This is a genomic window from Mycobacterium sp. IS-836 (genome assembly GCF_001954275.1).
Taxonomy (GTDB): domain Bacteria; phylum Actinomycetota; class Actinomycetes; order Mycobacteriales; family Mycobacteriaceae; genus Mycobacterium.
The window spans coordinates 1-24,581 of the sequence record NZ_MBEU01000062.1; the positions used below are offsets into that span (position 1 = coordinate 1).

Annotated in this window: 19 protein-coding genes; 8 read left to right on the plus strand and 11 right to left on the minus strand. The window is 67.5% G+C overall.

What is annotated here, in order from left to right; translation table 11 throughout:
• The 10 genes from A5747_RS16525 to A5747_RS16570 all read right to left on the minus strand — a co-directional run.
• Positions 1 to 1,205 (minus strand): RNA polymerase sigma factor (locus A5747_RS16525; RefSeq protein ID WP_142245623.1); only part of this gene is annotated, 1,205 nt, incomplete at its 3' end.
• 7 nt (positions 1,206 to 1,212) lie between these two features.
• Entirely contained in the window at positions 1,213 to 1,911 is a 699-nt protein-coding gene (locus A5747_RS16530; protein WP_076126127.1) for a YciI family protein, read from the minus strand.
• A 91-nt stretch (positions 1,912 to 2,002) separates the two neighbouring features.
• The gene (mmaA4, locus tag A5747_RS16535; RefSeq protein WP_076126490.1) at positions 2,003 to 2,899 is read right to left on the minus strand and encodes a hydroxymycolate synthase MmaA4; all 897 of its coding nucleotides are present in this window, start codon (positions 2,897 to 2,899) and stop codon (positions 2,003 to 2,005) included.
• A 129-nt stretch (positions 2,900 to 3,028) separates the two neighbouring features.
• Positions 3,029 to 4,507, minus strand: coding sequence for an NAD(P)/FAD-dependent oxidoreductase (locus A5747_RS16540; RefSeq protein ID WP_076126129.1), 1,479 nt, complete (start codon positions 4,505 to 4,507; stop codon positions 3,029 to 3,031).
• 166 nt (positions 4,508 to 4,673) lie between these two features.
• On the minus strand, positions 4,674 to 5,537 hold the full coding sequence (gene mmaA2 / locus A5747_RS16545) for a cyclopropane mycolic acid synthase MmaA2 (protein WP_076126131.1): 864 nt from the start codon (positions 5,535 to 5,537) through the stop codon (positions 4,674 to 4,676).
• Positions 5,538 to 5,561: 24 nt separating this feature from the next.
• On the minus strand, positions 5,562 to 6,422 hold the full coding sequence (locus tag A5747_RS16550) for a cyclopropane mycolic acid synthase family methyltransferase (RefSeq protein ID WP_076126133.1): 861 nt from the start codon (positions 6,420 to 6,422) through the stop codon (positions 5,562 to 5,564).
• Positions 6,423 to 6,514: 92 nt separating this feature from the next.
• On the minus strand, positions 6,515 to 7,444 hold the full coding sequence (locus tag A5747_RS16555; RefSeq protein ID WP_076126135.1) for an alpha/beta fold hydrolase: 930 nt from the start codon (positions 7,442 to 7,444) through the stop codon (positions 6,515 to 6,517).
• Complete coding sequence (locus A5747_RS16560) at positions 7,444 to 8,790, minus strand: AarF/ABC1/UbiB kinase family protein (protein WP_175611368.1); 1,347 nt, start codon at positions 8,788 to 8,790, stop codon at positions 7,444 to 7,446. Before A5747_RS16560 ends, A5747_RS16555 begins: the two co-directional genes overlap by 1 nt.
• 53 nt (positions 8,791 to 8,843) lie before the next feature.
• A complete protein-coding gene (locus tag A5747_RS16565; RefSeq protein ID WP_076126138.1) occupies positions 8,844 to 9,437 on the minus strand; it encodes a DinB family protein in 594 nt (197 codons plus the stop codon).
• 2 nt (positions 9,438 to 9,439) lie between these two features.
• Entirely contained in the window at positions 9,440 to 9,970 is a 531-nt protein-coding gene (locus tag A5747_RS16570; protein ID WP_076126140.1) for a DinB family protein, read from the minus strand.
• Between the two features lie 81 nt (positions 9,971 to 10,051).
• On the opposite strand from A5747_RS16570, the gene A5747_RS16575 reads away from it, so the two are divergent.
• The 5 genes from A5747_RS16575 (at position 10,052) to rplL (ending at position 17,099) form a co-directional block, all read left to right on the plus strand.
• The gene (locus tag A5747_RS16575; RefSeq protein ID WP_076126142.1) at positions 10,052 to 14,227 is read left to right on the plus strand and encodes an NEW3 domain-containing protein; all 4,176 of its coding nucleotides are present in this window, start codon (positions 10,052 to 10,054) and stop codon (positions 14,225 to 14,227) included.
• Positions 14,176 to 14,841, plus strand: a complete 666-nt coding sequence (locus tag A5747_RS16580; RefSeq protein ID WP_139333527.1) for a malonyl CoA-ACP transacylase — start codon at positions 14,176 to 14,178, stop codon at positions 14,839 to 14,841. Before A5747_RS16575 ends, A5747_RS16580 begins: the two co-directional genes overlap by 52 nt.
• Before the next feature lie 6 nt (positions 14,842 to 14,847).
• A complete protein-coding gene (locus tag A5747_RS16585; protein ID WP_076126147.1) occupies positions 14,848 to 15,768 on the plus strand; it encodes an ROK family protein in 921 nt (306 codons plus the stop codon).
• A gap of 271 nt (positions 15,769 to 16,039) precedes the next feature.
• Entirely contained in the window at positions 16,040 to 16,672 is a 633-nt protein-coding gene (gene rplJ / locus A5747_RS16590) for a 50S ribosomal protein L10 (protein ID WP_076126150.1), read from the plus strand.
• Between the two features lie 34 nt (positions 16,673 to 16,706).
• A complete protein-coding gene (gene rplL / locus A5747_RS16595; RefSeq protein WP_076061444.1) occupies positions 16,707 to 17,099 on the plus strand; it encodes a 50S ribosomal protein L7/L12 in 393 nt (130 codons plus the stop codon).
• A 54-nt stretch (positions 17,100 to 17,153) separates the two neighbouring features.
• Here the strand turns inward: rplL and A5747_RS16600 are convergent, their stop codons facing one another.
• Positions 17,154 to 17,831, minus strand: a complete 678-nt coding sequence (locus A5747_RS16600; protein ID WP_198938211.1) for a TetR/AcrR family transcriptional regulator — start codon at positions 17,829 to 17,831, stop codon at positions 17,154 to 17,156.
• A 71-nt stretch (positions 17,832 to 17,902) separates the two neighbouring features.
• Between A5747_RS16600 and A5747_RS16605 the strand changes: the two genes are divergently transcribed.
• The 3 genes from A5747_RS16605 to A5747_RS16615 all read left to right on the plus strand — a co-directional run bounded on the left by A5747_RS16605 (position 17,903) and on the right by A5747_RS16615 (position 24,552).
• Entirely contained in the window at positions 17,903 to 19,417 is a 1,515-nt protein-coding gene (locus A5747_RS16605) for a carotenoid oxygenase family protein (protein WP_076126154.1), read from the plus strand.
• A 171-nt stretch (positions 19,418 to 19,588) separates the two neighbouring features.
• Positions 19,589 to 20,599 (plus strand): ABC transporter ATP-binding protein, encoded by a 1,011-nt coding sequence (locus A5747_RS16610; RefSeq protein ID WP_076126157.1) that lies wholly within the window; start codon positions 19,589 to 19,591, stop codon positions 20,597 to 20,599.
• 455 nt (positions 20,600 to 21,054) lie between these two features.
• Complete coding sequence (locus A5747_RS16615) at positions 21,055 to 24,552, plus strand: DNA-directed RNA polymerase subunit beta (protein WP_142245624.1); 3,498 nt, start codon at positions 21,055 to 21,057, stop codon at positions 24,550 to 24,552.
• The last annotated feature ends 29 nt before the right edge of the window (positions 24,553 to 24,581 follow it).

Sequence of the window (24,581 nt, forward strand, 5' to 3'; positions counted from 1 at the left end):
CCCCCCCCCCCCCCCCTCCCGCCCCCCCCCCCCCCCCCCCCCCCCGCCGGCGCGGCGCCCCCCCCCCCCCCCCCCCGGGGCGCGGCCGGCCGGCCGGCGCGCCGCAGCAGATCGGCGCGCACCGTCGCGACGAGATTGGATCGGGCCAGCCGGGGATCGTGCGCCACCTTCTCCAGCGCGGCCAGGCCCGCCCCCGGGCCGTCGCGAAAGCCGATCGCCAGCGCGCGATTGGCGCCGACGACCGGGGAGTCGGTCATCCGCCATAGCCGGTCGTAGGCGGCGCAGATCGCGACCCAGTCGGTCTGCTCCCAGGACGGGGCCGTCGCGTGCAGCGCCGCGATCACCGCCTGCGGCAGGTAGGCGCCCGTCGATCCCTCGGCCGCCCGCAACCGCTCCAGCCCGCGCGCGATGCGGCCGCGGTCCCAACGGCGGCGGTCCTGATCCTCGAGCGGCACCAGCATGCCGGCGTCGTCCACCCGGGTCGCCCGTCGCGAATCGTGCAGCAGCATCAGTGCCGCCAGGGCATGCGCCTCGGGCTCGTCGGGCATCAGCGCACACAATTCTCCAGCCAACCGAATTCCCTCGTCGCACAGCTCGTCTCGAATCGCCGACGGTCCCGCCGTCGACCAATAGCCCTCGGTGAACACCGAGTAGATGCAACCGAGCACGTGCGGTGTGCGCTCGGCAAGCAGCTCGGCCGGCGGCACCCGCAGCGGGATGTTGGCGTGCCGGATCTTGTTCTTGGCGCGCGTGATTCGCTGGCCGATGGCGGGTTCGGTCTGCAGCAGGGCCCGGGCGATCTCGGCGACGGTCAACCCGGACACCAACCGCAGCGTCAGCGCCAGCTGCGACTGCCGGTCCAGCGCCGGGTGCGCGCAGGTGAAAATCATCCGCAACTCGTCGTCACGGACCGGGTGGACGTCCACCCGGTCGGTCCGGGCCCTGATCTCGTCGACCATCGCCGCCAATTCCTTTCCGGGACGGATGGATTCGCGACGCAGCCGGTCGCGGGCGCGGTTGCGGGCGACGGTCACCAGCCACCCGCCGGGACTGTCGGGCACGCCGTCACGTGGCCAGGTCCGCAGCGCCTCGGCGCAGGCCTCCTGGACGGCGTCCTCGGCGACGGTGAGGTCCCCGGACCACCGCGCGAGCGCGGCGACGGCCGGTCCCCATTCCCGGCGGAAGACGCCGTCCAGGCCTGTCACTGGCGAGCTAGAGCGCGGAGATCCCGGCCAGCTGCCGCACCTGCACGGTCGAGGCGGGGATCATCGAAGCGAGCTTGACGGCCTCGTCGCGATCCGCGGCGCTCAGCAGGTAGATCCCGGTGGCTATCTCGGCGCCTTCCACGTATGGCCCGTCGGTGATCAGGACCTCGCCGTCGCGCACCCGCACCGTCGTCGCCGTGGTCCGGTCGTGCAACGCGGCGCCGCCGATGATGTGGTCGCCCGCGGCCGCGTGCAGATCAGCGTGCTTTGCCGCCACTGCCTCCCACTCCGGTGTGCCCGGTGTGTGCGCCGATTCGGGCGGTTCCAGCAGCAGTGCGAGCCAGTCGTTGCCGGTGAGCTTGCGCGACAGCTCAATTGAGTGGACTGTCGGCCACACCTCCACGGCCCCGAACGTGGCGAGCGGGACGTCACGCGCCAGTGCCAACGCCTCGTCGAGGTTTTCCGCTTCGAACACGTAGAAGCCGCAGGCCACCTCTGCGGCCTCGGCGAAGGGCCCGTCGGTGACCATCGGCGCGTCCGGGCCGCCCGTGATCGTCACCGCCGCGGCGGCGGGTGCCAGCGCGTCGCCGGATCTGATCGCGGGGCCGGCTTGGGCGTGAAAGGCTTCCCACGCCGCCATCGCGGTCGCCGCATCCTCAGGTGCGCGGTCTTGCTCCTGGCTGATTAACAGCGCGAAATACTGCATGTTCGTCACCTCCGGTCGTGAGCGAAGCCTCGTGCTCCACTCTCGACCTGTTCGACGAATGCCGCAGCACCGATCCGACAACCACCGAAAATTAGGCGGCGGCCCCCGGCTTCAGGTAAGTCACCAGGCTGACGTCCAGCATCTCCTCGGTGAAGTAGTGCTCGCAGCCCCGCAGGTACTTGATGTAGCGGTTGTAGACCTCTTCGGAGGTGACCTGGATGGCCTTGTCTCTGTTGGACTCGAGCGTGTCGCCCCAGATGTGCAGCGTCTTGATGTAGTGCGGGCGCAGCGAAAGCGGCTCGGGCACTACGAAACCCGCCTTCTCGCCGTGGTCGACCATCATCTGGGTGGACGGCAGCCGGCCACCCGGGAAGATTTCGGTGATGATGAACTTGATGAAACGGGCCGTCTCGAAGGTCAGCTTCTTGCCGAGGGCCGCCATCTCGTACGGGTGGTAGCTGACGCTGCTCTGGACGGTCATCCGGCCGTCCTCGGGCATGATGTCGAAGCACCTCTTGAAGAAGTCGTCGTAGTTCTCGTGCCCGAAGTGCTCGAACGCCTCGATCGACACGATGCGGTCGACGGACTCGTTGAAGTCCTCCCAGTTCTGCAGGCGCACCTGGCGCGACCGGTTCGTGTCCAGAGCCCCTAGCACCTGCTCGCAGCGGGCGTGCTGGTTCTTGGACAACGTCAGGCCGATGACGTTGACGTCGAACCGCTCGACTGCGCGCTTCATGGTGGTGCCCCAGCCGCAGCCAATGTCCAGCAGGGTCATGCCCGGCTTGAGGTCCAGCTTGTCCAGGTTCAGGTCGATCTTGGCGTACTGCGCCTCTTCCAGCGTCATGTCGTCGCGCTGGAAGTAAGCGCAGCTGTAGGTCCTGGTCGGGTCCTGGAACAGGGCGAAGAAGTCGTCCGAGACGTCGTAGTGCGCCTGAATGTCCTCGGGAGCCGTCCGTATCTTGGTCGGGCTAGCCGGTTGATCAGCCATTTTCTTCTTTTTCTCCTGGATGATGGTCATTGCCTGCGGCAGGCACGCATCTCGGTCGGTGTCAAACGATACCGAATAGGGCGCTGGGGTTTGACCGGCACAGACCGAATTTTGCCGGGGCGCGGCCGGTCAGCGGAACTGGTAATCGCTCAGCGGGAATCGTGATCCTTCACGTACCGCGTTGCGCGTCGACGTGGGGCGCAGCAGTGTCGCCTCGCCATCGGGGTTGAAATAGTAGGAGCGCGAAGTGGCGCAGTCGCCCGCGTAGAACACCGTGTTGTCGAGAAGGTCGGTCATCCGGTCCAGGAAGCGCGCATTCGCTTCCTCGGTCACCTCGAATTCCGTCGCTCCTCTGCGCTGCATTTCCCCGAACAGCCGGTCCATGTGCCGCATCTGGTATTCCATCGTGTTGAAGAACGACAGGCCGGAAAAGGCGAACGGACTGGCCAAGCTCAAGTAGTTGGGGAAGTACGGAATGGACACCCCCTCGTAGGCCTGGAACCGGTTCTCGCGCCACCACTTCCCCAGGTTGCGGCCTTGGCGCCCGATCACCTCGATGGCCGGGAAGTTGGTGTTCCAGAGATCAAAACCGGTGGCCAGCGCCAGCGTGTCGATGACGGTCTTGCGCCCGTCGGCGGTGACGATACCGTCGGGCTCGATCCGCTCGATGCTGTTGGTCTCGAGATGCACATGCGGCTTGGTAAAGGTCCGGTAATAGCTGTTGGACCAGGTGGGTCGCTTGCAGCCGAAGTCGTAGTCGGGCGTCAGTCTGCGCCGCAGTTCCTTATCGCGGACCGAGATGAACCGGTTGATCTTGGCAAGATCCGCCGCGGCTATGTTCAGCCGCCGGAACTGCCGGTAGTGCAGCACACCGGTCACCATCATCAACTCGAAGAGCGTGTCGGTGACCAGCCGGAAGGCCCGGTGCACCAGCGGCACCCGAGCGAATACCTGCTGAAGCCAAACCGGGATCGCGAAGTCGATCTTGGGCACCACATGGATCGCCGTCCGCTGGTACACCGTCAGCTCGGCGACTTTGGCGGCCAGCTCGGGTATCAACTGAACCGCGGTCGCCCCGGTACCGATGATTCCGACCCGACGGCCGTCGAACTCGTAGTCGTTGTCCCACGCGGTGGTGTGGATGACCTTGCCTTCGAAAGTCTCCATTCCAGGGATGTCGGGGGTGTGTGGCTGGGACAGGAAGCCTGTCGCGGTGATCAGAAAGCGTGTCGCCAGGCTCGTGCCGTCGGCCAGCGCCACCTGCCATAACCGCTGGTCCTCATCCCAACTTGAGCTCTCGACCGTCGCGTTGAATCGCATGTGGCGGCGCACGTCGTACTTGTCGGCGACACGTTCGGCATACTGCTTCAGTTCGGCGCCCGGCGCGAACAGCCGCGACCAGTACGGATTGGGCTCGAACCAATACGAGTAGGTGGTGGAAGGGATGTCGACGGCCAGGCCGGGGTAATGGTTGACGTGCCAGGTTCCGCCCAGATCCGAGTCGCGATCGAGGATGACGATGTTGTCGTATCCAAGCCGCTTCAGCTGGATGGCTGTGCCAATCCCCCCGAAACCTGCACCGACTATGACGGCGTCGAGATTGTCCATGGTGCGCGAATGGGTCCTTTCGTGGAGCCGGGCAACAGGCGCGTCGCCAGCTGCCCCCCACGGCGAACTTGATCAGGGGGAATCTTAGTCGGAAATCCGATTCGTCGCCCACACGCCCTGGCCACGGGTTGGTTTGAGCTCAGTCACATCTCTATAAAAATGCGCGCTACTTCTCCAGGGTGAATTGGTTGACGTCGGCGTAGCGGGTGCGGAATGCCTTGGCGCAGCCGGTCAGGTACTTCATGTACCGCTCGTAGACCTCTTCGGACTGGATCGCGATGGCCTCGTCCCGGTGCGCCTGGAGCGCCTCGGCCCACAAGTCGAGGGTCCTGGCGTAGTGCAGCTGCAGCGACTGCCGGCGGGTCAGCGTGAAGCCCGCCTTCGACGAATGCTGCTCGACCTTCTCGATCGACGGCAACCGGCCGCCCGGGAAGATCTCGGTGACGATGAACTTGATGAAGCGGGCCATTTCGAACGTCAGGGGGATGCCCTGTTCAGTGCACTCCTGCGGCGTCAGCCCGGTGATCGTGTGCAGCAGCATCACCCCGTCAGCGGGCAGGACGGCGTGGGCCATGCGGAAGAAGTCGTCGTAACGCTCGTGGCCGAAGTGCTCGAACGCGCCGATCGACACGATCCGGTCGACGGGCTCGTCGAACTGTTCCCAGCCGTTCAGCAACACCCGCTTGCTGCGGGGGGTGTCCATCTCGTCGAGCATCTTCTGCACATGGGCGGCCTGGTTCTTTGACAACGTCAAGCCGACGACATTCACGTCGTAGCGTTCGATGGCCCGCCGCATGGTGGCGCCCCAGCCGCAGCCGACGTCGAGCAACGTCATGCCCGGCCGCAGGCCCAGCTTGCCCAGCGCCAGGTCGATCTTGGCGATCTGGGCCTCTTCCAGCGTCATGTCGTCGCGCTCGAAGTACGCGCAGCTGTACGTCTGCGTTGGGTCTAGGAAGAGGCGGAAGAAGTCGTCAGAGAGGTCGTAGTGCGCCTGCACGTCGGCAAAGTGCGGCGTCAGTTTCTCGGCCATGGCGTGGTGCCCCCGTCATTAAAGCTATTTGGTGAGCGTGTACTGCGCTACGTTCGAGATCCCCTTGCGGAAAAGTTCCGCGCAGCCGGTCAGGTAGCGCATGAAGCGGTTGTAGACCTCTTCGGACTGGACGGCGATGGCGCGTTCGCGATTGGCCTGCAGATTGGCCGCCCACGTGTCCAGGGTCCGTGCGTAATGCGGCTGGAGATATTGGATCTTCTCGATCGAGAAACCGCTCTCTTGCGCCAAATCGACGATGTCGCGTTCGCCGCACATCTGGCCGCCGGGAAAGATTTCGGTGCCGAGGAAGTGGAAGAAGCGCAGGTCCGTCATCGTGATCGGGATGCCGCGCTCCTTCCACTGCGACTGCGGATACGTGAAGATGCTGTGCATCAGCATCCGGCTGTCATCGGGAAGGGTCTTGTAGGCCCAATCCCAGAACGCGGGCCAGCGTTCCTTCTTGAACGCGTCGAAGGCCTCGAAGCTCATGATCCGATCGGCTTGCTCGTCAAACTCTTCCCAGCCCTGCAGCCGCGCCTCAGCATGGCGCGTCGTGGGGATTTCGGCCAGCCGGGCCTTGCTGCGCTCGTAGTGATTGCGGCTCAGCGTGAGCCCGATGACATTGACGTCGTACTTCTCGACCGCGCGGACCAGCGCCCCGCCCCAGCCGCAACCTACGTCGAGCAGCGTCATGCCGGGTTCGAGGTTCAGCTTGTCCAGCGCCAGATCCAGCTTGGCGAGCTGCGCCTCTTCCAGCGTCATGTCGTCGTTTTCGAAGTAGGCGCAGGTGTACACCATGTTGGGGTCGAGAAAGAGCGCGAAGAAGTCGTCAGAAATGTCGTAGGTTGCTTGCGACTCTTCGTAATACGGCTTCAGCTCCGCCATTACCAGACATCCTCCCAACGCCAACGGTATCAACCCTGTGAGACGCGTGTGAAATTCGGCAGGGATACCCTAAACGCCGCGCGGTCGGGGATTTAGCGGGCCTCGGCGAAGTTACTAGTCAGCACGCTGATCAGCGGATCCCACAGTTGCTGAGGTAGGTCATGGCCCATGCCGTCGAACAAGATTAGCCGAGCGCCGCTGATGGCGCGCGCGATCGCCCGGCCACCAAAGGGCCGCATCAGCTTGTCGGAGCGGCCGTGGACCACCACGGTCGGTGCGGCGATGCGGCGGTCGTAGGGTGCCAGGCTGCCGCTGGCCAGGATTGCGGCGAAATGGCGGGCGATGCCCTGCGGGTAGTAGTTGCGGTCGTACCCCTCGGCCGCGTCGGCGCGAACCTGCTCTTCGGGCATGCGGTAGCGGGGGCTGCCGATGATATTGCTGACGCGCACCGCGTTGTCGATGATCACATCGCGCGGCGCGTTCCGCGGTGGACCCTTGAGCAGCGCGAGCAACGCGCTCGGGGCCGGCGGCGGCAGGAACGGCGAGTTGTTGCTGGAGAACAGGATTCCCAACGTTTTCGTCCGCTTCGGGAAGCGTGCCGCGAAAACCTGGGCGATCATGCCGCCCATCGATGCCCCGACGATGTGGGCGTGCTCGAGACCCAGGTGATCGAGCAGGGCCGCGGCGTCGTCGGCCATGTCTTCCAGCGTGTATGCCGCGTTGCTGCGCAGGCCGAGCCAAGAGCGGGCCAGCCGCGTCACCAGCGGCTGTCCGGAGCTGCGGTGCTCGGTCTTGCTGGACAGGCCGACGTCGCGGTTGTCATAGCGGATCACCCGCAGGCCCTGCCCAACGAGCTTCTCGCAGAACGCCGTTCGCCACAGCAGCAGCTGCGCGCCCAGGCCCATGATCAGCAGCACGGGTGGGTCGGCGATGTCGCCCATGTCCTCGTAGTAGAGCTTCAGGTCGCTCGAGGCGCCGCGCGAGGTGGCCCCCGCTGTCGCGTAGCCGCTGCGGATCTGCACTAGACCTCCACGTCGGTCTGGTGCTCGCGGCTGACCTCGACCATGAAGTTCGCGAAGTATCCCGTCAGCTGCGGATCCGACATCATCTGCCACTTGGGCGCGAGCAGCTTCATGTACCGCTCGACGTAGAGGAACTGCTTGCCGATCAGCACCAGCTCGCGGGGCAGCTTGACGTCGTAGGCGTCGGCCAGTGCGGAAAGCTGGCGCCCGATGTCGGCGTAGGACAACTCGCCCAGCGTCTGCATGGTCAGCGGCGTGGCGAAGCGCTCCAGGTCCTTCGCGGCCTGGGCTTCGGGCTTCATGGTGCCGACGGCGCCCATCAGCACGACGATCTTGCCGGCCGCGGCGTGGTCCTTCTTCACCAGCAGCGCGTACACGAGTTCGCGCAGCAACCAGCGGGTGCGCGGGTCGATGCGGCCCATGATGCCGAAGTCGAAGAAGACGATGCGCCCCTGGTCGTCGACGTAGAGGTTGCCCGCGTGCAGGTCGCCGTGGAACAGCCCGTGCCGCAGACCGCCCTCGAACAGGCTGAACAGCAACGCTTTGACCAGCTCGGTGCCGTCGAACCCGGCCTTGCGGATGGCGGCGGCGTTATCGATGCGGATGCCGTGCACCCGCTCCATCGTCAGCACCCGGTCGGTCGTCAGGTCCCAGTACACCTGGGGGACCCGGATGTTGCGGCCCAGCGGCGAGGCGTGCAAGTGGGAGACCCAGGCCTCCATCGATTGCGCCTCGAGGCGGAAGTTCAGTTCCTCGGCGAGGTTGTCGGAAAAGTCGGCGACCACGTCTTGGGCGGACAACCGCCGGCCGAGCTTGGCCAGTTCCACCGTCTGCGCGAAGCGCTTCAGGATCTGTAGGTCCGCGGCGACGCGGCGGCGGATGCCCGGCCGCTGGATCTTGACGACGACGTCCTCGCCGCTGTGCAGGGTCGCGTAGTGCACCTGGGCGATGGACGCCGACGCGAACGGTTCTTCGTCGAAGCTGGCGAACAACTCCGACGGCTGGGCGCCGAGCTCCTCGGCGAACAGCTTGTGCACCTCGTCCTTGTCGGCCGGCGGCACGCGGTCGAGCAGGTCGCGGAATTCGCGGGACAGCGACTCGCCGAACGCCCCGGGGCTGGACGCGATGATCTGCCCGAACTTCACGTACGTCGGCCCCAGATCGGCAAAGGTCTGTGGGAGCTGCTTGATCACCTTCTGCTGCCACGGGCCCCTGCCCGGCAGCTTGGTGACGACGCGAGCCGCGGTGCGGGTGACCTGCCAACCGGTGGCTGCCACCCGGGCCGCTTCGACCGGTAAGGGCACGCGGTCGAGCCTGGCCACCTCGCGGTGTTTGGTAGAACTCATTCCAGCAGTCTGCCAAACCGGCGGTGTCAAGTCCCAATTCGGTGTGAGCGCACTCACTTTGCTTTCCAGGGCTGTACCCAGCCCTCGATCTGCCAGTTCTCCAGGCCGGCAATCAATTCGTACATGGTGGCGCCGTCGATGGTTTCCCGGATGATGTCGGCATGCCCGGCGTGCCGGGCCAGCTCGTTGATCACGTGCAGGATCACCCAGCGCACCGACCAGGCCGGCTGGTTTTTGGGGAACCAAGGGATGTCTTGCGGAACGGGCACGGCGGCGTCGAGATCCGCGGTTTCCACCAGTCGCAGCGATTTCTCGTTCTGCGCTTCGAAGGCCCGCAGCAGCCCGTCCAGGGTCTCGTCGGGCCGCATCACGTGCTGCTCGCCGAATTCCTGGGCGATCTGCTCGAACGGGCGAGTGTCTTTCGGCGGTTCATCCGGCGCGGCGGCGACGCGCGCCATCCAGGTGCGCTGCATCGCGGTGGCGTGCTTGACCAACCCGCCGATCGAAAGCGCACTGACCGTGGGGGAGGACCGGGCCTGCTCGTCGGTCAGGCCGTACGACACGGCGAAGTAGGCGCTTTGGTGGAAAGCCAAGTATTCGCGCAGGGCGCTGCGTTCATCGGCGACGGGCGGGGCCAGTGCGGGCATTCTCAATCCTCCTGAATGGTGTGGCTGTGCAGGTACAGGTCTCGGAGGCAGGCGATTTCGGCACCATGGTGGATCGCTTCTCGATTGATGTGCAACACCAGCTCGCTCAGCGGGTAGTCGGCGTAGGGCCCTTCGGCCGGGCCGCAGCGGCGGGTCAGGTCGGCGGCGGACAGCGACCGTACGCCGTTGATCCACGCCGCGTACGTCTCGTCTAGTTGCCGCAGCGCGGTGCCGGCGCCGGTCGCGTAGTCCCAACTCTGATAGTCGGCGGGCGGTCCGCCGAAATGGTGATGGGCGCGCATCGCGAACACGCCGACGATGACATGTGCCATGCGCCACGCGATCGTGCTGAACGGTGCGGGGCTGGGCGCCGGAAACGCGAAGTCGATCGACCCGTCGGGATGCACGGTCCAACAGTTGGGCACCGGCTGCCAGAAGTACTCGTCGTCGGTCAGGCCGTCGAGGCGAGGGCGCAGCTGGTTGCGCCAGTGCCAGTCGAGCTGGTCGACCAGTTGGGTGGTCAGATCTGCCATGGCACCGAGCTTTCCATCAGCCGGTGACAGTCGTCCCTACGCGACGGCCATATCGCGGCGCTGGCCGCGTAAAGTGCGGACATGCAGGTGATTTCGGCGGAGTCCACCGAGCTTTTCGTCGGGCCGCCGGACGCGCCGTCGCAACTGGTGCGTGTCAGCCTTGCCGGGGTGGCCGGGCCGACGCGGGTCCGCATCGACGGCGACGGTCTTCGGGGGGAGGCGGTCGCCGACGCAGGCGCCGACATCATCGAGGTTCCGGTCGCCGTCGAGCGTCCCGTCGTCGGTCAGCATCGCGCCGCGCGCGTGCACACCGGGCGCGCGGGCACACCGTTCGAGTTCGTCGTCGCCGAGCCCGGGTGGACGATGTACATGATCAGCCACTTCCACTACGACCCGGTGTGGTGGAACACGCAGGGCGCCTATACCAGCGAATGGGCCGCGGACCCGCCGGACCGGCAGGCCAACGCCTTCGAACTGGTGCACGCACACCTGGAGATGGCCCGCCGCGAGCCCGAGTACAAGTTCGTTCTGGCCGAGGTGGATTACCTCAAGCCGTACTGGGACGCCCGGCCCGAGGACCGCGCCGATTTGCGCCGCTTCCTCGCCGAGGGCCGCGTCGAGGTGATGGGCGGCACCTACAACGAACCCAACACCAATCTCACCGGGCCGGAAACGACGATCCGGAACCTGGTGCACGGCATAGGCTTTCAGCGCGACGTGCTCGGCGCCGATCCGGCCACCGCATGGCAGCTCGACGTATTCGGCCACGATCCGCAATTTCCCGGAATGGCCGCCGATGCCGGGCTGACATCGAGTTCGTGGGCGCGCGGGCCGCACCACCAGTGGGGCCCGACCCACTCCGGCGGTGTCGAAGGCATGCAGTTCTGCAGCGAGTTCGAGTGGATCGCGCCGTCGGGTCGCGGCCTGCTGACCCACTACATGCCCGCGCACTACGGCGCGGGCTGGGGGATGGACTCGTCGACGAGTCTGCAGGAGGCGCAGGACGCGACCTACCGGTTATTCCGTCAGCTCAAGAGGGTCGCGCTGACGCGCAATGTGCTGCTGCCGGTGGGCACCGACTACACGCCGCCGAACAAGTGGGTCACCGCGATCCACCGCGACTGGGCCCGGCGCTACACCTGGCCGCGATTCGTCTGCGCGCTGCCGCGGGAGTTTTTCGCGGCGGTGCGCGCCGAACTCGCCGAGCGGGGGTGTGCGCCGTCGCCTCAGACCCGCGACATGAACCCGATCTACACCGGCAAGGACGTGTCATACATCGACACGAAACAAGCCAACCGGGCCGCCGAGAACGCCGTCCTGGACGCCGAGCGTTTCGCGGTGTTCGCCGCGCTGATGACCGGCGCCGAGTACCCCCAGGCCGCCTTGGCCAAGGCGTGGGTGCAGCTGGCCTACGGCGCGCACCACGACGCGATCACCGGCTCGGAATCCGACCAGGTGTACCTCGACCTGCTGACCGGCTGGCGCGACGCGTGGGAGCTGGGCCGGGCGGCCCGCGACAACTCGCTGGCGTTGCTGTCCAGCGCGATCGATACCGGCGGACGTTCGGTCGTGGTGTGGAATCCGCTGGCACACCGGCGCACCGACATCGTCACCGCCCGGCTCGACCCGCCGCTCGCGGCGGGGGTGCGGGTGCTGGGCCCCGATGGCGTCGAGCTGCCCGCGCACGTCGAGCACGACGGCCGCTCGGTCGCCTGGCTGGCGAGCGATGTGCCCTCGCTGGGCTGGCGGGCCTATCGGCTGGCGCCTGGCGGCGAACCGGCCGGCTGGGAACCGGTGCCCGGATCCGAGATCGCCAACGAGCACTACCGGCTGGCGGTCGACCCGGCGCGCGGCGGGGCGGTCTCCTCGCTGGTTCAGGACGGCCGCCAGCTGATCGCGGCCGGCCGGGTGGGCAACGAGCTTGCCGTCTACGAGGAATACCCGGCGCACCCGAGACAGGGCGAGGGCCCGTGGCATCTGCTGCCCAAGGGGCCGGTGGTCTGCTCGTCGGAATCGCCCGCGCGGGTCCGGGCCTACAGTGGGCCGCTCGGTCAGCGGCTCGTGGTGCGAGGCGGCATCGGCACCCTGCTGCGCTACACCCAAACCATCACCCTGTGGCGGGGCGTCGCGCGGGTGGACTGCCGGACCACCATCGACGAGTTCACCGGGGAAGACCGCTTGTTGCGCCTGCGCTGGCCGTGCCCGGTTCCGGGCGCCGTGCCGGTCAGCGAGGTGGGTGACGCCGTCATCGGGCGGGGTTTCGCCCTGCTGCACGACGGGTCGGAGTCCGTGGACACCGCGCGCTACTTGTGGACGCTGGACAACCCGGCCTACGGCTGGTTCGGGCTTTCGTCGGCGGCCCGGGTCCGCGTTTCGAATTCCGCCGTGCGCGCGGTGTCCGTGGCCGAGGTGGTCTCGCCGGCCGAGACGACGTCCGGACCGCCAGCCCGCGAGCTGATGGTCGCGCTGGTCCGCGCCGGCGTCACGGCTACCTGCAGCGGCGCCGACCAACCTCGCTACGGCCACCTCGCCGTCGACTCCAATCTGCCCGACGTGCGAATCGCCCTGGGCGGGCCCGGCCGCAACGCCTTCACCAAAGCCGTACTCGCCGAGGCGGATCCGGACTACACTGCCGAACTCGAACGCCAGCTTGCCGAGACCGGCCGGGCCCGCGTGTGGGTGCCGGCGGCAACGCCGTTGGCTCACGTATGGGTGCCCGGCGCCGACCTGCGCGGGGTCCGCGCCCTGCCGGTGCTCGTGATCGCCGGCTCCGACGACACCACCCTCAGCGACGAAATCGCCTCGGTGGCAACGGATCTCGATGACGCCGAAATCGAGGTCGCCCAGCAGGCGCCGGCGGCGATGGAACCCTTCGAGGCCCGAACCGTCGCGCTCCTCAACCGCGGCGTTCCGAGCTTCGCCGTCGACACCGAAGGCACCCTGCACACCGCGCTGATGCGCTCGTGCACCGGTTGGCCGTCCGGCGTCTGGATCGACGGGCCCCGCCGCACCGCGCCCGACGGCACGAACTTCCAACTGCAGCACTGGACACACGATTTCGACTACGCGCTGGTGGGCGGCGAAGGGGACTGGCGGCGTGCCGGAATGCCGGCCCGCAGCGCGCAGTACTCCCACCCACTGCTTGCCGTCGTCGCGGGCGAAGGGCGGGGCGAGCTGCCGCCGACCGGATCGCTGTTGCGAGTCGAGCCCGCCGACTCGGTGCACCTCGCGGCGCTCAAGGCGGCAGGGAACCCGCTGACCGCGGGCAGCGCGAAGCCGGTCGACCCCGGTGCGGTGGCCCTGCGGCTGGTGGAAACCCGCGGCACCCCCACCCGCGTCGGCATCGGTTCGGCGCTGGGCAAGGTGAGTGCGCTCGAGCTCGCGGACCTGCTGGAAACGCCGCGGGGACGAAAACGATCGATCGACCTGGGCGGCTATCAAGTCGCCACGGTGCTGGCCCGGCTCGACGTGCCGTCCTCCCGCGGCGACGGCCGGGCCGTCGCGCTGGCCCCGAACGCCGAGACCGCCCAGCCGCTTTACGCGCGTTACTGGCTGCACAATCGCGGACCGGCTCCGCTCGGCGGGTTGCCCGCGGTCGCCCACCTGCACCCGCGCCTCGCCACCGCGCGGCCCGGCGAGAAGGCGGTGTTCCGGCTCACCGCGGCCAGCGACTGCAGCGATTCCGCGCTGGCGGGCGCGGTGGCCGTGGTGTGTCCGGACGGCTGGTCGGCCACGCCCACCGAGCGGCCGTTCACGCTGTGCAGCGGCGAGTATCGCGAGACCGACGCGGTGGTGGACATTCCGGCGAGCGCACCGCCCGGCCTCTACCCGATCCGCGCCCAGCTGCGCCTCGCCGGGGATTCGGTGCCGGCCGCGTGGCACCAGGCGGTCGAGGACGTGGCGGTGGTGGCCGTCGGCATGGACGAGGTCGACCTCGCCGATCTGCTCTACCTCGTCGACGGGCCCGCCGACGTCACGCTGCGGGCCGGCGACACGGCCCGATTGACCGTCACGGTCGGCACCCACGCCTGCGCCGGGGTCGCGCTGGAGGCGCATCTGATCAGCCCGTGGGGCACCTGGGAGTGGATCGGCCCGCCCGCGCTCGGCGCGGTCCTGCCCGCACGCGGCACGGTCGAGCTCGCGTTCGCCGTCACCCCGCCGGCATGGCTTGAACCCGGCCAGTGGTGGGCGCTGGTCCGAGTCGGCTGCGCCGGCCGGCTCGTCTACTCCCCGGCGGTGAAGGTGACGGTGAAGTGAGCGCCCGACTGGTCGCGACCGTCGCCGGCACGCCGATTGGGGTCGACGAGGTCGACGCCCGCGAGGCGCGGTTGCGCCGCGGCCCGCGCGCGGCCGCGCTGCCCGCCGGCGGCACCAGCGAGGGACGGCAGCTGCGGCGCTGGCTCACCCAATTGATCGTGACCGAACGAGTCGTCGCGGTCGAGGTGGCCGCGCGCGGTCTGACCGCGGGGGACGCCCCGGCCGAGACGGAGCTACTGCCCGACGACACGGCCCGGCTGGAGATCGGGAGCGTGGCCGCGGCCGCGCTGGCCGATCCGGCCGCGCGGGCCCTGTTCGCCGACGTCACCGCCGCGGTCCGGGTCAGCGACCAAGACGTGGCCGACTACCACGCCCGCAACCCGCTGCGGTTCGCCGCGCCGCGCCCGGGCCGCCACGGCTGGCGCGCCCCGTCGCGGGTCGGCCCGCCGCTGGGACAGGTGCGGTCCGCGATCGCCGAGCATCTGCGCGGCGCCGCCCGGCGGCGCGCCTTCCGGGTGTGGCTCGACGCGCGCACAGCGGAGCTGGTGCGGCTCGCTCCCGGCTACGAGCATCCCGGCGATCCCCACCAGCCCGACAACACCCACCGGCACTGATCGCCCATGCTCACCCTCTGCCTGGACATCGGCGGCACCAAGATCGCCGTCGGCTTGGCCGACGACGACGGTGCGCTGGTACACACGGCCATCCGCCCCACGCCGCAGGGCGTGTCCGCCGAGGAGATCTGGGCCGCGGTCGCGGCATCGATCGCCGACGCCCTCCACGCGGCCGGCGGCGGGGTCGCCGCGGTGGGCATCGCGTCGGCCGGTTCGATCGACCTGCACACCGGGTGCGTCAGCCCGATCAACATCGGGTCCTGGCGCGGGTTCCCGCTGCGGGACCGCGTCGCGGCAGCGGTGCCCGGTGTGCCTGTGCGGCTGGGTGGTGACGGCACGTGCATGGCGTTGGGCGAGCACTGGCGCGGCGCCGGACGCGGGGCGCGCTTCCTGCTGGGCATGGTGGTGTCCACCGGGGTGGGCGGCGGGTTGGTGCTCAACGGCGTCCCCTACGCCGGTCGCACCGGCAACGCCGGCCACGTCGGTCACGTGGTCGTCGACCCGGACGGCCGGCCCTGCACCTGTGGTGGCCGCGGCTGCGTCGAGACCGTCGCGGCCGGCCCGTCGTTGGCGCGCTGGGCCCGGGCCAATGGCTGGTCCGCGCCGCCCGGTGCCGGCGCCCTGGAGCTGGCCGATGGGGCGGCGCGCGGCGAGGCCGTGGCGCTGCGGGCGTTCCACCGGGGCGGCACCGCGCTGGCGGCGATGATCGCCTCGGTGGCGGCGGTCTGCGACCTCGACCTCGTCGTCATCGGGGGAGGCGTGGCGAAATCCGGTCGCGTGCTTTTCGACCCACTGCGCGCGGCACTGGCCGACTACGCCGGACTGGATTTTCTGCACGGCCTGCGTGTGGTGCCGGCAGAGCTTGGCGGCGAGGCGGGTCTAGTCGGCGCGGCCCGGCTGGCGGGGCTCACCGCGTACCCGGAGTGAGGTCGACCCCGTCACCTGAGCGGAGCCGTTTTGGCTGATCGCGGGTGGTCACGCTATTGTGGTTGCCGATCCACCGAAGACCGTCGGTCACCGAGCAATCGGTTGAAGGTCCGGGAACATCCCGGCGGCCCACGCAGGAGGACGAGGCATTACCGCCGGCGTGCGCCGGCGCATTTCAACGCCCCGGCCGCTTCCTGCGCCGGGGCGTTCGTCGTTCTCCGGTGATCACAGACCACAAGTCGCACTAGGACTTTCACCTCAGGAGGTATGCATGGCCAAGGCTGACAAGGCCACCGCCGTTGCAGACATCGCCGAGCAGTTCACCGGCTCGACGGCCACCTTGATCACCGAATACCGCGGGCTGACGGTGGCCAACTTGGCCGAGCTGCGGCGGTCTCTGGCGGGGTCGGCCACCTACTCGGTGGCCAAGAACACGCTGATCAAGCGTGCGGCGTCGCAAGCCGGGATCGAGGGTCTCGACGAGCTGTTCGTCGGCCCGACGGCCATCGCGTTCGTCACCGGTGAGGCGGTTGACGCCGCCAAGGCCCTCAAGAAGTTCGCCAAGGACAACAAGGCGCTGGTCATCAAGGGCGGCTACATGGATGGCCACCCGTTGACGGTTGCCGAGGTCGAGCGCATCGCCGACCTGGAGTCCCGCGAGGTGTTGCTGGCCAAGCTGGCCGGCGCGATGAAGGGCAACCTCGCCAAGGCGGCCGGCCTGTTCAACGCGCCCGCCTCGCAGGTCGCTCGCCTGTTGGCCGCACTACAGGAAAAGAAGCCGGCCGAACCCGCCGCCGAAGCACCCGCCGAACCGGCTGCCGAAGCACCCGCCGAACCGGACGCAGAAGCACCCGCCGAACCGACCGCCGAAGCATCCACCGAGACATCGGCTGAAGCCGAATAACCCAACCCAAACCAACCCAGGAAGGACCCACACCATGGCAAAAATCTCAACCGACGACCTGCTCGACGTCTTCAAGGAAATGACCCTGTTGGAGCTCTCGGACTTCGTCAAGAAGTTCGAGGAGACCTTCGAGGTCACCGCGGCCGCGCCCGTCGCGGTTGCCGCTGCCGGCCCCGCCGCCGGTGGCGCACCGGCGGAGGCCGCCGAGGAGCAGTCCGAGTTCGACGTCATCCTCGAGGCCGCCGGCGACAAGAAGATCGGCGTGATCAAGGTTGTCCGCGAGATCGTCTCCGGCCTGGGCCTCAAGGAGGCCAAGGACCTGGTCGACGGCGCCCCCAAGCCGCTGCTGGAGAAGGTCGCCAAGGAGGCCGCCGACGAGGCCAAGACCAAGCTCGAGGCCGCCGGCGCCACCGTCACCGTCAAGTAGTTCACTGCACGAAACCCCCGGACTTTCCTCGGCAGGCCCGGGGGTTTCGTCTGCCTAGCCGACGCGGATTGCCGCGTGGCGCGACTGCTCGATCCGCTCGGGTGAATCTCCCAGGGCGACAAGCAGATTCGTCGTGATCGCACCAAGGACCGGCCCGACGGCCTCGCCTTCGTTGCCATAGAAACCGGCCAGTTCCAGCATTACGAACCCGTGTATCAGCGCCCAGAACTGGGCCGCGGTCGCCACAACCGAGGCGTCGTCGTCGGCCGAGCACGCGGTGATTCGACCCGCCAGCACCGACCGGTGCACAGCGCGCACGACGTGCGCGAAGCTGGGTTGATGCTGCTCGATCTCGGAGATGGTCAGCGTCAGGACGTTCCCCGCGGGCGCGTTGATGCCGTGTGCGCTGGTACTGCCGAACATCAGCCGGTACATGTGCGGCCGTTCGATGGCATAGCGGCGATAGGCGGCCCCGACGGCCATCAGATCCGCCACCGGGTCGGCCGTCTGAGGCACCGTCAGCGCCGTGTCGAACTGACGCAGCCCCTCTTGCGCGACCTCGGCGATCAGCGAGCGCATCCCGCCGAAGTGCGTGTACACCGCCATCGTCGAGGTCCCGGCGGCACCGGCCACCTTGCGGGTCTGCAGCGCGTCGGGCCCGTTGTCGTCGAGCAGGCAGACGGCCGCGTGGAGCAGCTCGTCCCGCACGGTCCGTTCCGTCTGCGACGTCATCCTTGCCATCTTCTCATCGGGAGCGTACGTTGCCAATAACAGCGAAATAACAATGTTATAGGAGCTCAGCCGTGACCGCCGCGCAAACTGTCAAGTCCCGCAACCCGTACCTCGAGGGCTTCCTGGCGCCGGTGAGCGCCGAAGTGACCGCGACCGACTTGCCGGTCACGGGGCACATCCCCGAACACCTCGACGGGCGCTACCTGCGCAACGGGCCCAACCCGGCCGCGGAGGTCGACCCGGCCATCTACCACTGGTTCAGCGGCGACGGCATGGTGCACGGCGTCGCGCTGCGCGACGGCAAGGCGTGCTGGTACCGCAACCGCTGGGTGCGTACTCCGCCCGTATGCGCCGCGTTGGGTGAACCGGCGCCCACGGGACTGGACCCGCGGATCGGAATGCTGTCGGTGGGCCCCAACACCAACGTGCTGGCCCACGGCGGCCGGACATTAGCGCTCGTCGAGGGAGGGGGCGCCAACTACGTGCTCACTGACGACCTGGACACCGTGGGGCCGTGCGATTTCGACGGAACCCTGTTCGGTGGTTTCACCGCGCATCCGCACCGCGACCCGGGGACCGGCGAATTGCACGCGCTGTCTTACTCATTCGCACGCGGACGGACCGTGCAGTACTCGGTGATCGACACCCAGGGACGGGCGCGGCGGACCGTGGACATCGAGGTCAGCGGGTCGCCGATGATGCACGACTTCTCGCTGACCGACAAATATGTGGTGATCTACGACCTGCCGGTGACGTTCGACCCGATTCAGATCGTGCCAGTGGAGGTGCCGCGCTGGCTGAACTCGCCGACCCGGCTGGTACTGCAGTCGTTGCTCGGTCGGGTCCGCATCCCTAGCCCGATCGCGACGATGATCAACCGCAACCCGCTGCCGTTCAACAAAATGCCCTACCGGTGGAACGCCAACTATCCGGCGCGCATCGGAGTCATGCCGCGCGAGGGCGGCAACAACGACGTCCGCTGGTTCGACGTCGAACCCTGCTACGTCTACCACCCGCTCAATGCCTACTCCGAGATGCGGGACGGCACAGAGGTTTTGGTGCTCGATGTGGTCCGCTACTCGCGGATGTTCGACCGGGACCTTCGTGGTCCGGGCGACAGCCGGCCGACGCTCGACCGCTGGACCATCAACCTGGCGACCGGTGCGGTGGCAAGCGAACGCCGCGACGATCGGCCGCAGGAGTTTCCGCGCATCAACGAGACCCTGCTTGGGGGGCCGCACCGGTTCGGCTACACCGTCGGCGTGGACGGCGGGTATCTCTCCGGCGGCGCGTCCGACATGTCCACCGCGCTGTACAAGCATGACTACGCGACGGGATCCAGCACGGTGGCCGCCCTGGACCCCGCCCTTTTGATCGGCGAGATGTCTTTTGTGCCCAACCCCGGCGCCGACCCGCGGAACACCGGCGAGGACGACGGCATCCTGATGGGCTACGGCTACCACCGCGGCCGCGACGAAGGCCAGCTGATCTTGTTGGATGCGCAGACTCTCGAGCCGGTAGCGACGGTGCATCTGCCGCAGCGGGTGCCCATGGGCTTCCACGGCAACTGGGCGCCGGCCAGCTAACGCCGGCTTAGACACGTGTTGACCAGCGTGGTCAGCGCTGATCTCGAGTTGGGTAATTTTTCCCCCGGGTGCTGTGCAACCCTGATGCGGCGCCTCGGGCGTGCGCTACAGTGACTCAAGCCACAACAAACGGGCAGGTTGCGGGCACGAGCGTCGACGGAAGGATTCCCCATGGGCGTCGCTATCGAGGTGAATGGACTCACGAAGTCCTTCGGTTCCTCGAGGATCTGGGAAGACGTGACGTTGGATATCCCCGCCGGGGAGGTCAGCGTCCTGCTGGGGCCGTCGGGTACCGGCAAATCGGTGTTCCTCAAGTCCCTCATCGGTCTGCTGCGTCCGGAACGCGGCTCGATCATGATCGACGGCACCGACATCATCGAATGTTCGGCCAAGGAGCTCTACGAGATCCGCACGCTGTTCGGCGTCATGTTTCAGGACGGCGCCCTGTTCGGCTCGATGAATCTGTATGACAACACGGCGTTCCCGTTGCGCGAGCACACCAAGAAGAAGGAAAGCGAAATCCGTGACATCGTCATGGAGAAGCTGGAAATGGTCGGTCTTGGTGGTGACGAAAAGAAGTTCCCCGGGGAGATCTCCGGCGGTATGCGCAAGCGCGCGGGCCTGGCCCGCTCGTTGGTGCTCGACCCGCAGATCATCCTGTGTGACGAGCCCGACTCGGGTCTCGACCCCGTCCGTACCGCCTACCTGAGCCAGCTGATCCTCGACATCAACGCCCAGATCGACGCAACCATCCTGATCGTCACGCACAACATCAACATCGCCCGCACCGTGCCGGACAACATGGGCATGCTGTTCCGCAAGCATCTGGTGATGTTCGGTCCCCGCGAGGTCTTGCTGACCAGCGACGAGCCCGTGGTGCGGCAGTTCCTCAACGGCCGCCGCATCGGGCCGATCGGTATGTCGGAGGAAAAGGACGAGGCCACCATGGCCGAAGAGCAGGCCATGGTCGACGCGGGTCACCACTCCGGCGGCGTCGAGGAGATCGAGGGCGTACCGCCCCAGATCGTCGCGACTCCCGGCATGCCCGAGCGCAAGGCGGTCGCGCGGCGCCAGGCCCGGGTGCGCGAGATCCTGCACACCCTGCCCAAGAACGCCCAGGCAGCGATCCTCGACGATCTCGAGGGCACTCACAAATACCAGGCGAACGAGTTCGGCGGCTAGCGCGCGGCACCGCCGAAGGCAACTGCGCGACCAGCACGGTTCGGCGGGTTTCGTCGCCGCGCGCGCCCGATAAGCCGCGACCCGAAGTTTTCACGATAACTTCGCGCAACTTGCCGCTCTTCCTCTTGACGGCGGGGCGTAAACGGGTCAGTCTGTTGGGCAGCATGTGCCGTCGGGAACGCAAGATGCCAGCCAGCGCCGATGTTCCCTGGATGGGTACTTGAGGAATGCGCGCGCCTGCGCTATTGTTGGACGTTGCGCTGGCTACCTCCTGCCCACCTCACCCGCCACTCGACACCGTGGTCTTAGCCTGAGCCCCTTCTTCGGCCCAGCTATTTAGTTGCGCGCGTGAGATCTGGGCAGATCGTTCGCCGGCCTAACCGACACAATTCGCGGCGAACAGGCCCGGTGGCCCCGGTTCTCGTGAGTCGCACGAGGTGCTGGAAGGATGCATCTTGGCAGATTCCCGCCAGAGCAAGCGTCGCCAAAAAAGTTCCACCAATGGCTCCGTTCCTGGAGCACCCAACCGAATTTCCTTCGCTAAGCTCCGCGAACCGCTCGAGGTTCCGGGGCTTCTTGACGTGCAAACCGACTCGTTCGAGTGGTTGATCGGCTCGCCGCGCTGGCGCGAGGCCGCGTCGGCACGCGGAGATGTGAAGCCGGTGGGCGGCCTCGAAGAGGTGCTCTACGAGCTCTCTCCGATCGAGGACTTCTCCGGCTCGATGTCCCTGTCGTTCTCTGACCCCCGGTTTGACGAGGTCAAGGCGCCGGTCGACGAGTGCAAAGACAAGGACATGACGTACGCGGCCCCGCTGTTCGTCACGGCGGAGTTCATCAACAACAACACCGGTGAGATCAAGAGCCAGACGGTGTTCATGGGTGATTTCCCGATGATGACCGAGAAGGGCACGTTCATCATCAACGGCACCGAGCGCGTCGTGGTCAGCCAGCTGGTGCGCTCACCGGGTGTGTACTTCGACGAGTCGATCGACAAGTCCACTGAGAAGCTGCTGCACAGCGTCAAGGTGATTCCCAGCCGCGGCGCGTGGCTGGAGTTCGACGTCGACAAGCGCGACACCGTCGGCGTGCGCATCGACCGCAAGCGCCGCCAGCCGGTCACCGTGCTGCTCAAGGCGCTCGGCTGGAGCAACGAGCAGATCACCGAGCGGTTCGGTTTCTCCGAGATCATGATGTCCACGCTGGAGAAGGACAACACCGCCGGCACCGACGAGGCGCTGCTGGACATCTACCGCAAGCTGCGTCCGGGCGAACCGCCGACCAAGGAGTCCGCGCAGACGCTGCTGGAGAACCTCTTCTTCAAGGAGAAGCGCTACGACCTGGCCCGCGTCGGCCGTTACAAGGTCAACAAGAAGCTCGGCCTGCACGCCGGTGAGCCGATCACCAGCTCGACGCTGACCGAGGAAGACGTCGTCGCCACCATCGAATACCTGGTGCGCCTGCACGAGGGGCAGGCCACGATGACCGTCCCCGGCGGCACCGAGGTGCCGGTGGAGACCGACGACATCGACCACTTCGGCAACCGCCGGTTGCGCACCGTGGGCGAGCTGATCCAGAACCAGATCCGGGTCGGCATGTCGCGGATGGAGCGCGTCGTCCGCGAGCGGATGACCACTCAGGACGTCGAGGCGATCACGCCGCAGACGCTGATCAACATCCGGCCGGTCGTCGCCGCGATCAAGGAGTTCTTCGGCACCAGCCAGCTGTCGCAGTTCATGGACCAGAACAACCCGCTGTCGGGTCTGACGCACAAGCGCCGGCTGTCGGCGCTGGGCCCGGGTGGTCTGTCGCGCGAGCGCGCCGGGCTGGAGGTCCGCGACGTGCACCCGTCCCACTACGGCCGGATGTGCCCGATCGAGACCCCGGAGGGTCCGAACATCGGTCTGATCGGGTCGCTCTCGGTATACGCGCGGGTCAACCCGTTCGGCTTCATCGAGACGCCGTACCGCAAGGTGGTCGACGGTGTGGTCAGCGACGAGATCGAATACCTGACCGCCGACGAGGAGGACCGCCACGTGGTGGCGCAGGCCAACTCGCCGATCGACGACGACGGCCGCTTCACCGAGGCGCGCGTCCTGGTCCGCCGCAAGGCGGGCGAGGTCGAGTACGTGTCCTCGTCCGAGGTGGACTACATGGACGTCTCGCCGCGCCAGATGGTGTCGGTGGCCACGGCCATGATTCCGTTCCTCGAGCACGACGACGCCAACCGTGCCCTGATGGGTGCCAACATGCAGCGTCAGGCGGTTCCGCTGGTGCGCAGCGAGGCACCGCTGGTGGGTACCGGCATGGAGCTGCGTGCCGCGATCGATGCCGGCGACGTCGTCGTCGCCGACAAGGCCGGTGTCATCGAGGAAGTCAGCGCCGACTACATCACTGTGATGGCCGACGACGGCACCCGGCACACCTACCGGATGCGCAAGTTCGCCCGCTCCAACCACGGCACGTGCGCCAATCAGTCGCCGATCGTGGACGCTGGGGACCGGGTGGAGGCCGGCCAGGTGATCGCCGACGGTCCCTGCACCGACAACGGCGAGATGGCGCTGGGCAAGAACCTGCTCGTCGCGATCATGCCGTGGGAAGGCCACAACTACGAGGACGCGATCATCCTCTCCAACCGCCTGGTTGAGGAGGACGTGCTCACCTCGATCCACATCGAGGAGCACGAGATCGACGCCCGCGACACCAAGCTGGGCGCCGAGGAGATCACGCGGGACATCCCGAACGTCTCCGACGAGGTGCTCGCCGACCTCGACGAACGCGGCATCGTCCGCATCGGCGCCGAGGTTCGTGACGGCGACATCCTGGTCGGCAAGGTCACCCCGAAGGGGGAGACCGAGCTGACGCCGGAGGAGCGGCTGCTGCGCGCGATCTTCGGTGAGAAGGCCCGGGAGGTCCGCGACACCTCGCTGAAGGTGCCGCACGGTGAGTCCGGCAAGGTGATCGGCATTCGGGTGTTCTCCCGCGAGGACGACGATGAACTGCCGGCCGGCGTGAACGAGCTGGTGCGCGTGTACGTCGCGCAGAAGCGCAAGATCTCCGACGGCGACAAGCTGGCCGGACGGCACGGCAACAAGGGCGTGATCGGCAAGATCCTGCCCGTCGAGGACATGCCGTTCCTGCCGGACGGCACGCCGGTGGACATCATCCTGAACACCCATGGTGTGCCGCGACGGATGAACATCGGCCAGATCCTGGAGACGCACCTCGGTTGGTGCGCGCACAGCGGCTGGAAGATCGACACCGCCAACGGAGTTCCCGACTGGGCGGCCAAGTTGCCCAAGGAGCTTCTGGACGCGGAGCCGAACGCCATCGTTTCGACGCCGGTGTTCGACGGTGCCCAGGAGGCCGAGCTGCAGGGGCTGTTGTCGGCCACGCTGCCCAACCGGGACGACGAAGTGCTGGTGGATGCGGACGGCAAGGCGGTGCTGCTCGACGGCCGCAGCGGTGAGCCGTTCCCGTACCCGGTGACCGTTGGCTACATGTACATCATGAAGCTGCACCACCTGGTGGACGACAAGATCCACGCCCGCTCCACGGGGCCGTACTCGATGATCACCCAGCAGCCGCTCGGTGGTAAGGCACAGTTCGGTGGCCAGCGCTTCGGTGAGATGGAGTGCTGGGCCATGCAGGCCTACGGTGCCGCGTACACGCTGCAGGAGCTGCTGACCATCAAGTCCGACGACACGGTCGGTCGGGTCAAGGTTTACGAGGCGATCGTCAAGGGCGAGAACATCCCCGAGCCGGGCATCCCCGAGTCGTTCAAGGTGTTGCTCAAGGAGCTGCAGTCGCTGTGCCTCAACGTTGAGGTGCTCTCGTCCGACGGCGCGGCGATTGAGCTGCGCGAGGGTGAGGACGAGGACCTGGAGCGGGCCGCCGCGAATCTCGGAATCAACCTGTCCCGCAACGAATCCGCGTCCGTTGAGGACCTGGCTTAACTAGTTACTAAACCCGCAAGGGGAAAGGG

Excerpts from the sequence above, each read along its gene's own strand:
- A5747_RS16530 (WP_076126127.1), bottom strand. The coding sequence starts at position 1,911 with ATGCAGTATTTCGCGCTGTTAATCAGCCAGGAGCAAGACCGCGCACCT.
- mmaA4 (WP_076126490.1), bottom strand. The coding sequence starts at position 2,899 with ATGGCTGATCAACCGGCTAGCCCGACCAAGATACGGACGGCTCCCGAG.
- A5747_RS16540 (WP_076126129.1), bottom strand. The coding sequence starts at position 4,507 with ATGGACAATCTCGACGCCGTCATAGTCGGTGCAGGTTTCGGGGGGATT.
- mmaA2 (WP_076126131.1), bottom strand. The coding sequence starts at position 5,537 with ATGGCCGAGAAACTGACGCCGCACTTTGCCGACGTGCAGGCGCACTAC.
- A5747_RS16550 (WP_076126133.1), bottom strand. The coding sequence starts at position 6,422 with ATGGCGGAGCTGAAGCCGTATTACGAAGAGTCGCAAGCAACCTACGAC.
- A5747_RS16560 (WP_175611368.1), bottom strand. The coding sequence starts at position 8,790 with ATGAGTTCTACCAAACACCGCGAGGTGGCCAGGCTCGACCGCGTGCCC.
- A5747_RS16565 (WP_076126138.1), bottom strand. The coding sequence starts at position 9,437 with ATGCCCGCACTGGCCCCGCCCGTCGCCGATGAACGCAGCGCCCTGCGC.
- A5747_RS16570 (WP_076126140.1), bottom strand. The coding sequence starts at position 9,970 with ATGGCAGATCTGACCACCCAACTGGTCGACCAGCTCGACTGGCACTGG.
- A5747_RS16575 (WP_076126142.1), top strand. The coding sequence starts at position 10,052 with ATGCAGGTGATTTCGGCGGAGTCCACCGAGCTTTTCGTCGGGCCGCCG.
- A5747_RS16585 (WP_076126147.1), top strand. The coding sequence starts at position 14,848 with ATGCTCACCCTCTGCCTGGACATCGGCGGCACCAAGATCGCCGTCGGC.
- rplJ (WP_076126150.1), top strand. The coding sequence starts at position 16,040 with ATGGCCAAGGCTGACAAGGCCACCGCCGTTGCAGACATCGCCGAGCAG.
- rplL (WP_076061444.1), top strand. The coding sequence starts at position 16,707 with ATGGCAAAAATCTCAACCGACGACCTGCTCGACGTCTTCAAGGAAATG.
- A5747_RS16600 (WP_198938211.1), bottom strand. The coding sequence starts at position 17,831 with ATGACGTCGCAGACGGAACGGACCGTGCGGGACGAGCTGCTCCACGCG.
- A5747_RS16610 (WP_076126157.1), top strand. The coding sequence starts at position 19,589 with ATGGGCGTCGCTATCGAGGTGAATGGACTCACGAAGTCCTTCGGTTCC.